This window comes from Vibrio sp. RC2502 (genome assembly GCF_054850435.1).
Genome location: NZ_CM141453.1, coordinates 2,010,733 through 2,025,069 on the forward strand (window position 1 = coordinate 2,010,733; position 14,337 = coordinate 2,025,069).

The following is a 14,337-nucleotide window of genomic DNA, read 5'->3' on the forward strand; positions in this document are numbered from 1 at the left end:
TTGGCGTGAAAAAAGCAAAACCGAGGCAATTGCCTCGGTTTTTTTGTTCATAAAATGACTAACTCAAATGAAGTGGTCAAAAACATCAACATCCCTTTTCTGCTTTTAACACTTACTTTTCTGACTCGCTAACTCCATTAGAAACGAGTCAATCATTGTGTGGTTCAGTTGCCTTATTCACACAGTGCCAGTAACTGTTTTTTGCGCGGCTCTTGGATTAGTTTCCAGTGCACACCATCAATGGCACCAGCAAACTTCCACAGCAGTTTAACGTCAACATCATTGCCGTAAGCAACTCTTACTTTGTTGAACACTTCAACTGGACCAAGTTCCAAAAAGGTTTCAACATCATCAATACCCGCCTTTTTAACCATGCGCTCTAATGTAAGCTGCATGTTCGGTAGATCTCTCAAACGTTTACTTGCAGAAGACTTTTGGTATTTTCGCTCCTTAATTGAGCAATCAATAGATTTGCGTAACAAATCGTCAAGGCCAGTAAATCCGGACTCAAATAAATCGGTTACGTCATAATAGTTTACAGTAGCCGTCGTCTGTTTTTTGACGTGCTTGTATTTTTCACAATTAAGCAGAGTAAATTCTTCGTCTAAACCATTACCGCCGCGCAAATAACAGCAATCATTGCTGACAAGCGCAAACATGGCGTCATCGCTAAACAAGCCGATACCACCAAACATAGAACGTTTCTGATACTCATTAAAATTGCGTACATATTTAAAAAAAGCTTGGTCTGTCATGTCCATTGACCTCTTTAATCTGAATAAATTACCCCGATTAGCGATGTCACCAGATAAACAGCAGCTTGTAGCGAATTTAAAATGTCGATTTGTTGGCGATATTTTTGTGAGTTGTGCTCACCAACTTGCTTAATCATACTTAACGTTGAAAAATAAGTTAGGACATAGGTCACATATAAAAAAGTATAAATTCATCATACGTGATTAGTTTCACACTTATTGGGTATTTAGCGATATTTTTTTGACGCATGGCGTGCCAAAAACCACGCATCGTTATGATCCGTATACCATTTATAGAGAACTTAGTACGCATTTCATTGATAATGTTCTTCGGGTAAGGGTACACTGTACGAAAGTTCTCTAACACCACGTCACAATGGAACATCTATCATTTTTTTGGCTACCAAATAACAAAGATAAGCTTATACAAGCGCTTGAATCTGAATTCGCCCAATTGGTCGAACAATCCATATCTACGGGTAAAATTTCGTTACCACCCATCCCCGATGTAGTCATCAAAATTCAAAAACTTTGTATAGAAGAAAACACCACGGTTTCTGATGTCGCAAATTGCCTTTTAGAAGATCCAGGGTTAGCTGCTATTGTGATTCGCGTAGCCAACTCGGTGATTTTTAACCGAAGAAACATTACTTGTAGTGATTTAACTACCGCCGTCTCTCGTTTAGGTATCTTCCGCGTTCGAGACATCGTGACCGCACAAGCTATCGAGCAATTGAAACACGCGGTCAATCTGAGTAAAGAGTGCAATGACATACTGGTAAAAAGTGCGGCCGTCTCTCGAGAGCTTGGCGCCACGATGGTGCTGGTCGTACAAGAATTCCACAAACACGAGCCTTCTGTTTACACACATCTGGAGCTGGAAAAGGCACTTCTAGTTGGCTTATTGGCCGATATTGGCTTGTTCTGCCTCATTAACGAATATCACCTGTATCTGGATAGTGGCAATTACCTCGACCCTGATATCGCATTGCAAATCTTCCAAACTCGCTGCTCTGCAACCAGTAAGTTGGTGCTAGAACGCTGGGGGTTCGACAACGATTTTCGAGAAGTCTCTTCAAACGAAAAGTTTGTTACCGCTCGTCCAGAAGTCAGTTATTTGGACATTGCTCGAATTGCAAACCACTTATTGATGTTCCGCAATCAAGACGAACGTATTGATGAACATGAAGTGGAATTCAATTTAACAGGTGCAGAGGTCTTGTATGACCTAAGCAATATGAGTGATACTGACTTTCAAAACGAAATCAACGCAGTACTCAGTGCTAGCGGCTTGTAATTAAGTTAACTAACGTCATCCACGATAAACATTAAACTCAAGGTCGAGTGTTGTTTTGTCAGTGGCTTTTGTCTCCGGCTTGTCTCACTAAGGAATTATCAAGTTTTATGTTCTCAGGGATGCTATTCATTTTTGCCCCTCTTGTTGTGGGGTACTTAATTCCTATTTCTCGCGCAGCTTTACTAGAGAAAATTAACCAATCAACTTCATACCTTATTTACGTCATTCTTTCGTTGATGGGTTTAAGTTTAGCTGCCTTAGACAACTTGAGTAGCAACTTACAGAGTATACTGCTGTACGCTGGTACTTTCTTCGTCTGCTTGAGTGTATGTAACTTACTCGCTCTGCCAATAATCGATAAGATTATTCCGTTGCAGACCAATCACAACCAAAACAAGCTTCCACTTTCTTCTATGGCATTAGAATCAGTAAAACTGATTGTTGTCGTTGGTGGAGGCTTAATTGCTGGTCTCATTTTGCCGATAGGTCTGGAGTGGGTAGACACCGCGAGCGAATGGATCCTCTTCCTTCTGCTCTTTTTCATCGGCATTCAACTCAGAAACAGCGGTTTAACTCTGAGACAGATCTTGCTCAACAAACAAGGCATGGCGATTGCTGCCATTGTTATCGCCACTTGTATGCTCGGTGGCGTTATCGCTTCTGTGATTTTAGACTTACCACTTTATCAAGCATTAGCGATGTCTTCCGGATTTGGCTGGTACTCATTAGCAGGCATTTTGATGGGCGACGCATTTGGTCCTGTGTTTGGTGGGGCGTCTTTCCTTATCGAACTCATGCGTGAGTTGATAGCGCTGGTCGCGATCCCACTTTTTATCCGTAGCTACCCTTGTACGGCTATCGGTTATGCGGGCGCAACTGCGATGGACTTTACTTTGCCTGTGATTCAAACCACAGGTGGTGTCCGCTGCGTCCCTGTCGCTATTGTTAGTGGTTTTATCTTGAGTTTACTTGTGCCCGTTATGATGCTTTTCTTTGTATCACTTGCTAGCTAGATCTCAGGTTTTATCTTTAACATCCATTACAATACGGCAAAAATTTAAATACCCAGTTAACGTTAAAGTGGTCAGTACACTGACAACTTCTTAATTTGAATTTTGTTATTTAGCCCAACGATTTATACAACAAATCCAATTGAGAAGAGCAACATCATTCGATGTGCTTAAACGTTAATGAAGGGATAACAACCAGAAGGAAGAAGAATGAAACGCTTTGTCGTTGCAGCGCTCCTCGCTACAAGCTCAACTTTTACGTTTGCCGCAGATCAACAGTGTCTTGCTAACAAGTACGATGGCTATGTCGATGCTTCACTACAATGGTATCAAGATCTTGTTGATTTAACGGTCTCCCAATATCCTGACTTAAAAGAAGTCAGCCAGTGGTTCTTAGATGGTCGCAAACACCACTTTGAACTTAATCGTGAGGCTGTTCATTACTTTCTTAAAAATGATCCAAGCCGCGTAGCAACAGAACAACCTATCGAAGCTTGGTTGAAATTAGAGCAACACGATGTCAAACAGCTTGCAAGTCGCAGTGATGATTTAGGTGAAGCCGCTAAGAAAACATTTAGTGATCGTCAATCAACCAATCATCCGAAAAACTACGAACTTCGCTCAGCGTTTGCTGATTTGTTAAGTCACCCTCAACAAATTGACTCAGCACTCAACAAGTACAACCAATCGATTGAGAAGCTTGAAAAACAAAAGTGTGACTAATCTCTAACTGACTCTAAAACCTCCGGTTTAGAGCGATTAGATATGACCACGCTTTCATTTCAGTAACATGGGTTTCAATAATTAAAACGGGACTTTGCGCCCGTTTTAGTTTAGATTGTGCCGCTCGCATTACCAAAATAACTACAAATGATTCTTTGCCATGGTTAAGGAACAAAAAACCGCTGACGTTAGCTTTGAGAGCTTGCTAAAGATCTTCACCGTACCTGAAGGTCCTGATTCTACGTTGACAAAAATTGACGAAAGTCTCTCCCGAAACTTGAACCAATTTCTTCGTGAACACATCGTGGCAGAAGAAAAGCCTTTACGTGAAATCGAGAAAGACTTTTCTTCTGCTCAGATTCCTGAGCAACCTGAATTCGTGTCAGATCACACCGAGCACCTGCTAGACACGTTAGTGTCGCACTCGGTTCACACTTCAGCCCCAAGTTTTATCGGTCACATGACCTCGGCGCTACCCTACTTCTTGATGCCTTTATCCAAGATCATGATCGCGCTAAACCAAAACTTGGTTAAGATCGAAACATCAAAAGCATTCACACCTCTTGAACGTCAAGTTTTAGGGATGTTACACCGCTTAATTTACGGTCAAAACGACAAGTTTTATCGTAAATGGATGCACAGCGCGAACCATTCACTTGGTGCGTTTTGCTCTGGTGGCACAATCGCGAACATTACGGCGCTTTGGGTTGCACGCAATAAAGCGTTGAAAGCAGATGGTGATTTCAAAGGGGTAGAAAAAGAAGGTCTATTCAAAGCCATGAAGTACTATGGCTACGAAGGCCTTGCAGTTCTGGTTTCTGAACGTGGTCACTATTCACTGAAAAAAGCAGCAGACGTACTTGGCTTAGGTCAAGAGGGTTTAGTCGCGGTGAAAACCGATGCAAACAACCGTATTGTTGTTGACGACCTAAAAGCAAAAATTGCCGAGCTTAAAGAACAAAACATCAAACCAATTGCGGTTATCGGTGTCGCTGGCACAACAGAAACGGGGAACGTCGATCCTCTGTCGCAGATCGCTCAAGTGTGCCAAGAGCACAATTGTCACTTCCATGTAGATGCCGCTTGGGGTGGTGCAACGTTGATGTCTAATCATTACCGTCATCTTCTCGAAGGTGTTGAACTGGCTGACTCAGTGACTATCGACGCGCACAAACAACTGTACATCCCTATGGGTGCAGGCATGGTGTTGTTCAAAGACCCAGACGCGATGAAATCCATTGAACACCATGCGCAATACATCTTACGTAAAGGTTCAAAAGATTTAGGTAGTCATACACTAGAAGGCTCTCGCTCAGGCATGGCCATGTTAGTGTATGCGGCGATGCACATTATTAGTCGCCCAGGCTACGAACTATTGATCGATCAAAGTATCGAGAAAGCGCGCTACTTTGCTGACCTCATCAAACAGCAAGATGACTTCGAACTCGTTTCTGAACCGGAGCTTTGCCTACTGACCTACCGCTATCTACCGCCATTGATTCGTGAAGCGCTAGATAAAGCGGAAGGTACTCAAAAGGAAAAACTAAACGAGCTCATCAACCAGCTCACGCAGTTTATCCAGAAGCGTCAACGTGAAACGGGCAAATCGTTTGTTTCTCGTACAAGACTGAACCCTGCCCAATGGCAAAGAATGAACACCATCGTATTCCGAGTGGTACTAGCCAACCCATTGACGACCAGAGATATCTTGAGCTCAGTACTGGACGAACAACGCGAAATCGCCAAACAAGCACCAAGTTTGACAGCAAAAATCGAAGAAATGGCCTCAGATATTTTAGGCGCGTAAGCCTAAGAATGAGTTACATCAACTTGAAAATTTCTTTCTTTTTGATGTAACTCAAACATCATTCTCGTGCGACTGGCGCAACAAAACTACGATTCCACATTCAATTCTGTAGTTTTTACAACATTTTGTTTGAGGCCTGTCAAATTCTCACTAAATAGTAACCGTATTTGGTTTAGCCAGATTGAAGATCAGGTTTATACTGAAACTATGGCGCTGGTAGTTTTCGTTAACGCCCCTCTCTAACTTAGAAACCGATGTGTTTCCACCCGTTAACAGAGCCAGCGAGTTGTTCTCTATACCCTCGTGAACACTATGAATACATTAGAAAAAATTCAAAAAAATCTGGAGAATTTCAGTAAGTCAGAGCGCAAAGTTGCAGAAGTAATTATGGCGTCTCCACAAACTGCGATTCATTCTAGCATTGCAACGTTAGCAAAAATGGCTGACGTGAGTGAGCCCACTGTAAACCGCTTCTGTCGCCGCCTGGATACCAAAGGTTTCCCGGATTTTAAACTTCACTTAGCTCAGAGCCTTGCTAACGGTACGCCATATGTAAACCGTAATGTGGAAGAAGATGATGGCCCAGATGCATACACGCATAAGATTTTCGAATCGACAATGGCGTGTTTGGATGTTGCTAAAAATAGCCTAGACCCGATGCAAGTAAACCGTGCGGTTGACTTGCTGACTCAAGCAAAACGTATTTCTTTCTTTGGTCTTGGTGCGTCTTCATCTGTTGCTCGCGATGCTCAAAACAAGTTCATCCGTTTTAATATCCCAATTACTTGTTTTGAAGATATTGTCATGCAACGCATGAGTTGTATTAACTGCAGCGACAACGACGTGATTGTTCTCATTTCTCATACTGGTCGTACGAAAAGCCAAGTTGAAATTGCGAATCTGGCTCGTGAGAACGGTGCAACTGTCATCGCTATCACTGCGAAAGATTCTCCATTAGAGAAAGCAAGTTCACTGGCTATCACTTTAGATATTCCTGAAGATACAGATGTATACATGCCAATGGCAAGCCGTGTCGTTCAAATGACTGTTATCGACGTATTAGCCACAGGCTTTACACTTCGCCGTGGTACAGGTTTCCGCGAAAACCTAAAACGCGTGAAAGATGCATTAAAAGACAGTCGTTATGACAAGCTAAGTCAGTACTAAGCATTGATTAAGGGGAGCCCAATTGGCTCCCCTTTTTATTTTTTCTCGCAACGACTTTACTTGTATTTACTCATTTACACTTGATAAATCGCTTCTCGATTCCAATACCTCTACTGAACTCATGTGCGGCGTGCTTTCTGCAACGCAATCTCCACTGCAATCGCACACCTGTTTTAGTATGAACACCAAACGCTCCTGATTAAGAGGTAAAGGGTTACCTTTAATCGCAACAGACTTAAGCGCATCGTTTGCTACCTGTTCAAACGAAGTTTGGCAAACACCAAACTTACCAAGCAATGGCAATTCTAGCTTATCTAACACCATCTTGACCCAAAGCACGCCGTCATGTTCATTCGCATTCGCTCTGTCCGTGACAAGTTGAGCCAGTTTTCGATAACGATTGATCACATCATTTCTGCCCGCTTGCTTTGCTGCATTGATGTTTTCTTGCATCACATGAGGTGCTAAACGTGCAGTTATCACACTGTGCGGAGCATCAAGTTTCCCACCAAGTGCAGAGGCTAACCCATGAGCAGCGCCCAATTTAGCGTTAGTGATCGCCATCCCGCCAAGCAAAGCCGCAAAAGATAAATCCGAACGAGCCTTATGATTATCCTGCTTGCAGCCTGCAATCACTGATCGACTCAATCGACGAAGCCCTTCTTCGCATACCATGTCAGTGAGAGGATTCGGCTCGCCGCACACATAAGCTTCCATCAGATGCGTAAATGCATCCATAGCGCCTCGTCCAGATGTGTATTGATCAGTCCCATAAGTCAATGTTGGGTCGACAATCGCAACGTCAGCCAACATGTCCGGACTTCTTAAACTTACTTTTACTTTGTCCTGCCCAGACTTAAGAACGGCATTTCTAGTCACTTCTGAGCCAGTACTCGCAGTTGTGGGAATCGCGATGAAGTGAATCGGTTTTGCTTTGAGAGGAACGTTTCTTCCAACTACTTCCACATAATCGTAGACATTACCCTGATTGGGGATGATTGCAGCCAATGCCTTGCCCATGTCGATGACGCTACCACCGCCGATCGCGATGACCACATCAGGTTGAAATTTTCGCCCGAGCACCGCCGTCTCTTCCACCATCGTAATGTTGGGCTCCCCATTGATGGCGACGTGCTGATAACGCATATTTTGAACTTTGAGATAATTGATGATGGGCGTGGCGCGCTGAGTCTCTTTTCCCGTCACGAGCAAGACGCTATACCCAAATTGATTGATAACTGATAGTGAAGATTGGAGCGCTCCTTCACCGAAAATAATCCGTGTTGCAGTCATAAACTGAAACATATACTTCCTCCCCAAAACGACAACTGTTAATAGATTGCTATGGTTTGCGTTAAAAAAAGTTGACCCAATCCACCTTGCCATCAATAACCCTTCAACAAGTGTGTTTTTATGCGTCACTTCACATAGTTACCATGTCATTTTCAAGGTTTATTTTTGTCCGAGTAAGCTGTTATTTACGTCTTTTGGTTTAAAGCTCGTTTAGTTTTTATCCGATAGATTTCGCCTATAGATACAAGAGGTAATTGCTGCTTTATTTCCGTATCTGGATAAGGCATAGTTACTTCAACAAAAGAGAGCGCACCAAGCCTCTATGTTTGTACGCTTTCAAAAAAGAATAGATTTAGGAGAAATAAGAATATGTTCGTTGTTATTTTTGGTCGTCCTGCATGTCCTTACTGTGTTCGCGCTAAAGAACACGCAGAAACACTAAAAGCTAAACGTGATGACTTTAACTACCGTTACGTTGATATCCAAGCTGAAGGCATTTCTAAAGCAGACCTTGAGAAGACAGTTGGCAAACCAGTTGAAACTGTTCCTCAAATCTTCATCGACCAAGAACACATCGGTGGTTGTGACGATTTCGAAGCTTACGCGAAAGAGCACCTAGGTCTATTCGACGAGTAATAAGCATTAGATTTTTTAAAAGCCGCATCATGCGGCTTTTTTATTATTTTTCAGCTTGTTACTTCCCTAAGTCAACTAATAGCAAAACCTAAAAAAATTCACTTATCTTTTTGCTATATTTAGTTACAATTCGCAGTTCTAAACCTTTTTTTGGCACACACTTTACCGAGCCACACAGTGAACATAGACGTCGTACAACTTCTCGATCAAAACCCCATTCTTCTAATCTTCGTCGTATTAGCCATTGGCCTTGCCATCGGAAAAATTCGCTTTGGAAACCTACAGTTAGGCAACTCTATAGGTGTTCTAATTACCTCGCTGATCATGGGTCATTTAGGCTTTTCCTTCAACGCTGAAGCGCTAACCATCGGCTTTATGCTCTTTATCTATTGCGTTGGCATAGAAGCTGGACCTAACTTTTTTGGCATCTTCTTTAGGGATGGTAAACACTACTTCATCCTCAGTATGACCGTGCTTGTCGCTGCAGTGAGCTTAACTTACGGTTTAAGCCACTACTTTGGCCTCGATTTCGGTCTTTCTGCCGGTATGATGGCAGGAGCATTGACGGCGACACCTGTTCTAGTTGGTGCTCAAGATGCTTTGAACTCAGGTCTTGCAACAATACCGCGCAATATGGATTTTTCTTTGGTATTAGAAAATCTATCCGTAGGTTACGCGATGGCTTATCTGATTGGTCTGATCAGCATGATCATGTTCGCTAAGTTGCTACCAAAGTTACAAAAGCAGAACCTTTCAGACTCTGCTCAACAAATCGCTCAAGAGCGTGGCCTTGGTAACTCAAGCCAGCGCAAAGTTTATCTACCTATTATTCGCGCATATCGAGTTGGCCCGGAGCTTATCGATTGGACAGACGGCAAAAACTTACGAGAACTTGGTATTTACCGCCAAACGGGTTGTTATATTGAGCGTATTCGCCGTAATGGTATCCTCGCCCACCCTGATGGTGATGCGATTTTGCAAGAAGGCGATGAAATAGCACTGGTAGGCTTCCCTGACAGCCACGCTCGTTTGGACCCAAGCTTCCGAAACGGTAAAGAAGTGTTCGACCGTAACCTTCTCGATCTGCGTATTGTGGAAGAAGAGATTGTCGTTAAGAGCGACGCGATTGCCGGCAAACGTCTATCTGATTTGAACCTGTCTGAGTTCGGTTGTTTCCTAAACCGTGTGGTTCGTGCACAAATCGAAATGCCAATGGATTTAGACATTGTTCTTGCCAAAGGTGATGTGCTTCAGGTGAGTGGTGAGAAGAGTCGTGTACATGGCCTTGCTGAGAAAATCGGTTTTATCTCGATCCACAGCCAAATGGCCGACTTATTGGCGTTCTGTAGCTTCTTTATTCTTGGCATTATGTTTGGCCTAGTGACCATGACATTTGGTCAAGTATCGTTTAGCTTAGGTAATGCAGTAGGCCTTTTGCTGTCAGGTATTACACTAGGCTTCCTTAGAGCCAACCACCCTACTTTCGGCTACGTACCGCAAGGCGCGTTAAACATGGTCAAAGACCTTGGTTTAATGTTCTTTATGGTTGGTATCGGTTTGAGTGCTGGTGGCAAGATGTTCGAGCACTTGACTCAAGTTGGCCCACAGGTGATCGGCCTTGCGTTTATTGTTAGTGTCGTGCCTGTTGTGCTTGCTTACCTTGTTGGCGCATACATTTTGAAGATGAACCGCGCATTGCTATTCGGGGCGATCATTGGCGCACGTACTTGTGCACCAGCGATGGATGTCGTAAACGAATACGCGAAATCGACTATCCCTGCTCTTGGTTATGCGGGTACTTATGCGATCGCCAACATCCTAATGACGCTAGCTGGTACGATTTTGATAATTCTGAGTTAACCGGTTTGAGTTTGATGAAACGGCTCAATCATCAAGTACAAAAAAGGCGCTCAATGAGCGCCTTTTGCATATCTATCCAATCAATTAGATTTGAATGAAGTCTGTCTCTACTGCTGGATTTACGTCAGCGTCGTAGTCAACACCTTCGACACCAAAACCGAATAGCTTCAAGAACTCTTCTTTGTACTCAACGTAGTCAGTTAGCTCTTTTAGGTTTTCAGTTGTAATTTGTGGCCATAGCTCACGACAGTGTTGTTGGATATCTTCACGCAGTTCCCAGTCATCCAGACGTAGACGATTCATATCATCCACTTCTGCTGCGCTGCCATCTTCTTTGTAAAGACGTTGGCTGAACATGCGGTAGATTTGCTCCATACAACCTTCGTGTACACCTTCTTCACGCATCTTCTTGAATACCATTGCGATGTAAAGAGGCATAACCGGAATTGCAGAGCTTGCTTGAGTAACAACTGACTTAAGTACAGCAACGTTTGCGCTGCCGCCAGTTGCACCCAGTTTCTCGTTTAGCGCTTTTGCCGCACGGTCTAGGTCCATTTTAGCTTTACCTAGCGCGCCATCCCAGTAGATTGGCCACGTTAGTTCAGTACCGATGTAGCTGTAAGCGACTGTCTTACAACCTTCCGCTAATACACCAGCGTCAGAAAGTGCATTGATCCAAAGTTCCCAGTCTTCACCGCCCATTACGGTTACTGTGTCTTTGATTTCTTCTTCTGTCGCAGGCTCAACGCTTGCTTCAATGATTACGTCTTTGTTGGTATCAACCGCTGTCGATGTGTAAGTCTCACCGATAGGTTTAAGAGCTGAACGAATAAGCTCACCTGTTTCTGGCATTTTACGCACTGGTGAAGCCAGTGAGTAAACCACCATATCAACCTGACCTAGGTCTTCTTTGATCAGATCAATGGTTTTCTGTTTCGCTTCATTTGAGAAAGCATCGCCGTTTAGGCTTTTTGCGTATAGGCCTTCTTCACGAGCAAGCTTTTCAAAAGCTGCCGCATTGTAGAAGCCTGCCGTACCAGGTTTCTTCTCTGTGCCTTCTTTTTCGAAGAACACACCGATAGTTGATGCGCCGCCACCAAATGCCGCAGCGATACGAGAAGATAGACCGTAGCCACTTGAAGCACCAACGACAAGAACGCGTTTAGGCGCGTTTTTGATTGGGCCTTGCGCTTTTGTGTAAGCAATTTGTTCTTTTACGTTAGCTTCACAACCAACTGGGTGCGTTGTAGTACAGATAAATCCACGAATTCTAGGTTTGATGATCATATTCAACTTCCTTTAAAAAACCTTGTTAGGATAAAAGTTTCGCTCGAAGTTCGCATCTAATTTCTGTAAAAATGCTTCGAAAATGCAAGTGGTTGGAGCACTATCTTTCCTTGTAATGAATAAAAGACACAAAAAAGCACCTCTGGAGGTGCTTTTCATTACCGAGGTTCACTCATTAGGCTGCTGGATTCAAGTGTGATTTTTTCGGGCTATCAGTACGCACTTCAGAGAAATCATGACTGAAGTGGTCTACTTGAATAGCTTTGTAACGAAGTTGGTCAGCAGCAGTGATCTTTTCAACCTCTTGCTCTGTCAACACACCAGCGTCAAGTGCTTGCTGTAAGCGATCTTGAAGAAGACCTTTACGAGCCACTTTGCCATCTTTCGCTGCTTTCATTAGCTTACGCTCCAATGGTTTGACGTCGTACATGGCTAGGAAGGCATTTTCCATCAAACCTACGCTATCATTTTCGGATTTGCCGATGTAACACAAGTGGGTTAAACGGTCACGCTGCACGCCTGGGGTCATCATTGCTTCAGCAATGCTGACACTTAACTCATCACTTGGTTTGTCGAAGTGATTCCCTAGTGGGAATAACAAGCCTTTCAACACGCCACCAACATATTTCACTGGGAAGTTTGCGTACGCTTCGTTCAGCGATTTAGCTGCGTTGTACAAACAGTATTGGACAGCGTAATGCACGAAGTTTAAGTCGCCTTGCTGACGCCCTTCATCTTCGTATTTTTTCAACGTCGCGGATGCCATGTACAGGTAGCTCAAACCATCACCCAAACGTGCAGAAATCATCTCTTTACGCTTCAAGTCACCACCTAACGTCAACATGGCAAAATCGGCGCTTACCGCTAACGCTCGGCTCAGACGGGTGATGTCTTTATAATAGCGCTGAGTTGGACCACTCATATTCGCTTTCACAAAGCGCGAGCCTGTTAGTGCTGCACCTAGCGCACCAAACGTATTCCCCATCGCATGACCAATATGTTTGAACAATAGAGAATCGAACTCTTTGGCACCCTGCTCGGAGTCTGGATTCGCCGCCGCTTCCATCTCTTTAAGCACATATGGATGACAACGGGTCGCACCTTGACCAAAGATCATCAAGTTACGCGTTAGGATATTTGCACCTTCAACTGTAATCGCAACAGGAATACCCAAGTAGTGTTTTGCAAGATAGTTCATTGGACCATCTTGAATCGCACGACCTGCGTGAATATCGAACGAGTCGTTCAAAATCGTACGTGCAATTTCAGTCATGTGGTATTTGGCAATAGCCGTAACAATGCCAGGTTTCTCTTTCATATCGAGAGAGGTAGTCGTCAACGTACGCGTTGCTTCCAAAAGATAAGTCAGACCGCCAATACGGCCCATCGCTTCTGCTACCCCTTCGAACTTACCGATAGACATACCAAACTGCTTACGTACGTATGCATAAGCGCCAGTGGTTCTGGTTGTCAGATGGCCGATTGCAGTACCAAGTGCTGGCAGTGAAATACCTCGGCCAGCAGACAAACACTCAACCAACATACGCCAGCCTTTGCCCGCGTAATCTGAGCCACCGATGAGCCAATCCATTGGAATGAAAACATCTTCACCACGAGTCGGACCATTCATGAAAGCAGAACCAAGTGGATCGTGACGCTCACCAATTTCAACGCCGTCATGGTCAGCAGGAATGAGCGCACAAGTAATGCCTACGTCTTTCTTATCGCCGAGTAAACCGTCTGGGTCCTGCAGCTTGAAAGCTAGACCAAGAACAGTCGCAACAGGTGCAAGTGTGATGTAACGCTTGTTCCAGCTAACTCGAACACCAAGCACCTCTTCGCCATCGTGCATGCCGTAACACACCAAACCCTGGTCAGGAATGCCGCCCGCATCTGAACCTGCTTCCGGTCCAGTCAAAGCAAAACAAGGAATGTCCGTACCATCAGCAAGACGTGGTAACCAGTAATCTTTTTGCTCCTGAGTGCCGTAGTGAGAAAGAAGCTCACCTGGCCCCAACGAGTTAGGAACCATTACCGATACCGCAACACTAATACTGCGCGTTGCAATACGAGACACAATCGTTGAGTTTGCCAATGCAGAAAACTCACGGCCACCGTACTCTTTCGAGATAATCAGTGAGAAGAAACGTTCTTTGCGCAAGTATTCCCACACCTCCGGTGGCAAATCACGATCTTCTTTCACGATTTTTTGATCGTCTAGCATGTCTAAGAGCGTTTCAAGTTCATTATCCATAAACGCTTGCTCTTCAGCAGTTAACGTCGGCGCTGGGTAATGGTGTAGCGTCGTAAAGTTTGGCTTGCCAGAAAACAACTCGGCATCCCACCATACACTACCGGCTTCCATCGCTTCTTTTTCTGTACTCGACAGCGGAGGAAGAACTTTCTTAAACACTTTAAATGCTGGGTCACTAATCCATTTTCTTCGTAGAGAGCTCATAGTTCAGATCCTTTTGTTCACGTCACCGCTTGCGGCTAATCCTT

At 44.0% G+C, this 14,337-nt stretch carries 11 protein-coding genes; 7 read left to right on the forward strand and 4 right to left on the reverse strand.

What is annotated here, in order from left to right:
- Window positions 1-173: 173 nt before the first annotated feature.
- A complete protein-coding gene (locus ACYJZR_RS09440) occupies window positions 174-761 on the reverse strand; it encodes a TfoX/Sxy family DNA transformation protein (RefSeq protein ID WP_005459593.1) in 588 nt (195 codons plus the stop codon).
- 370 nt (window positions 762-1,131) lie between these two features.
- Between ACYJZR_RS09440 and ACYJZR_RS09445 the strand changes: the two genes are divergently transcribed.
- The 5 genes from ACYJZR_RS09445 (at window position 1,132) to ACYJZR_RS09465 (ending at window position 6,759) form a co-directional block, all read left to right on the forward strand.
- Window positions 1,132-2,052 carry an HDOD domain-containing protein gene (locus tag ACYJZR_RS09445; RefSeq protein ID WP_005483559.1) on the forward strand — a complete coding sequence of 307 codons (921 nt, stop codon included), beginning with the start codon at window positions 1,132-1,134 and terminating at the stop codon, window positions 2,050-2,052.
- Window positions 2,053-2,159: 107 nt separating this feature from the next.
- Complete coding sequence (locus tag ACYJZR_RS09450) at window positions 2,160-3,065, forward strand: LysO family transporter (protein ID WP_005483516.1); 906 nt, start codon at window positions 2,160-2,162, stop codon at window positions 3,063-3,065.
- 207 nt (window positions 3,066-3,272) lie between these two features.
- Window positions 3,273-3,785, forward strand: coding sequence for a hypothetical protein (locus tag ACYJZR_RS09455; RefSeq protein ID WP_005485575.1), 513 nt, complete (start codon window positions 3,273-3,275; stop codon window positions 3,783-3,785).
- Window positions 3,786-3,945: 160 nt separating this feature from the next.
- A complete protein-coding gene (gene panP, locus ACYJZR_RS09460; RefSeq protein ID WP_406964923.1) occupies window positions 3,946-5,592 on the forward strand; it encodes a pyridoxal-dependent aspartate 1-decarboxylase PanP in 1,647 nt (548 codons plus the stop codon).
- A gap of 312 nt (window positions 5,593-5,904) precedes the next feature.
- Complete coding sequence (locus tag ACYJZR_RS09465) at window positions 5,905-6,759, forward strand: MurR/RpiR family transcriptional regulator (RefSeq protein ID WP_005483567.1); 855 nt, start codon at window positions 5,905-5,907, stop codon at window positions 6,757-6,759.
- A gap of 66 nt (window positions 6,760-6,825) precedes the next feature.
- On the opposite strand, the gene ACYJZR_RS09470 is transcribed toward ACYJZR_RS09465, so the two are convergent.
- Entirely contained in the window at window positions 6,826-8,064 is a 1,239-nt protein-coding gene (locus ACYJZR_RS09470; protein WP_406964920.1) for an iron-containing alcohol dehydrogenase, read from the reverse strand.
- A 357-nt stretch (window positions 8,065-8,421) separates the two neighbouring features.
- On the opposite strand from ACYJZR_RS09470, the gene ACYJZR_RS09475 reads away from it, so the two are divergent.
- Together ACYJZR_RS09475 and ACYJZR_RS09480 are read left to right on the forward strand one after the other, a co-directional pair.
- Window positions 8,422-8,688, forward strand: coding sequence for a GrxA family glutaredoxin (locus ACYJZR_RS09475; RefSeq protein WP_005459605.1), 267 nt, complete (start codon window positions 8,422-8,424; stop codon window positions 8,686-8,688).
- Window positions 8,689-8,865: 177 nt separating this feature from the next.
- Entirely contained in the window at window positions 8,866-10,548 is a 1,683-nt protein-coding gene (locus tag ACYJZR_RS09480; RefSeq protein WP_020840438.1) for an aspartate:alanine antiporter, read from the forward strand.
- A gap of 84 nt (window positions 10,549-10,632) precedes the next feature.
- On the opposite strand, the gene fabV is transcribed toward ACYJZR_RS09480, so the two are convergent.
- Both fabV and ACYJZR_RS09490 read right to left on the reverse strand, forming a co-directional pair.
- Window positions 10,633-11,835, reverse strand: a complete 1,203-nt coding sequence (fabV, locus tag ACYJZR_RS09485; RefSeq protein ID WP_020840437.1) for an enoyl-ACP reductase FabV — start codon at window positions 11,833-11,835, stop codon at window positions 10,633-10,635.
- A gap of 175 nt (window positions 11,836-12,010) precedes the next feature.
- The gene (locus ACYJZR_RS09490; protein WP_193245580.1) at window positions 12,011-14,293 is read right to left on the reverse strand and encodes an acyl-CoA dehydrogenase; all 2,283 of its coding nucleotides are present in this window, start codon (window positions 14,291-14,293) and stop codon (window positions 12,011-12,013) included.
- Between the last annotated feature and the right edge of the window lie 44 nt (window positions 14,294-14,337).

Excerpts from the sequence above, each read along its gene's own strand:
- ACYJZR_RS09440 (WP_005459593.1), bottom strand. The coding sequence starts at position 761 with ATGGACATGACAGACCAAGCTTTTTTTAAATATGTACGCAATTTTAAT.
- ACYJZR_RS09445 (WP_005483559.1), top strand. The coding sequence starts at position 1,132 with ATGGAACATCTATCATTTTTTTGGCTACCAAATAACAAAGATAAGCTT.
- ACYJZR_RS09450 (WP_005483516.1), top strand. The coding sequence starts at position 2,160 with ATGTTCTCAGGGATGCTATTCATTTTTGCCCCTCTTGTTGTGGGGTAC.
- ACYJZR_RS09455 (WP_005485575.1), top strand. The coding sequence starts at position 3,273 with ATGAAACGCTTTGTCGTTGCAGCGCTCCTCGCTACAAGCTCAACTTTT.
- panP (WP_406964923.1), top strand. The coding sequence starts at position 3,946 with ATGGTTAAGGAACAAAAAACCGCTGACGTTAGCTTTGAGAGCTTGCTA.
- ACYJZR_RS09465 (WP_005483567.1), top strand. The coding sequence starts at position 5,905 with ATGAATACATTAGAAAAAATTCAAAAAAATCTGGAGAATTTCAGTAAG.
- ACYJZR_RS09470 (WP_406964920.1), bottom strand. The coding sequence starts at position 8,064 with ATGTTTCAGTTTATGACTGCAACACGGATTATTTTCGGTGAAGGAGCG.
- ACYJZR_RS09475 (WP_005459605.1), top strand. The coding sequence starts at position 8,422 with ATGTTCGTTGTTATTTTTGGTCGTCCTGCATGTCCTTACTGTGTTCGC.
- fabV (WP_020840437.1), bottom strand. The coding sequence starts at position 11,835 with ATGATCATCAAACCTAGAATTCGTGGATTTATCTGTACTACAACGCAC.
- ACYJZR_RS09490 (WP_193245580.1), bottom strand. The coding sequence starts at position 14,293 with ATGAGCTCTCTACGAAGAAAATGGATTAGTGACCCAGCATTTAAAGTG.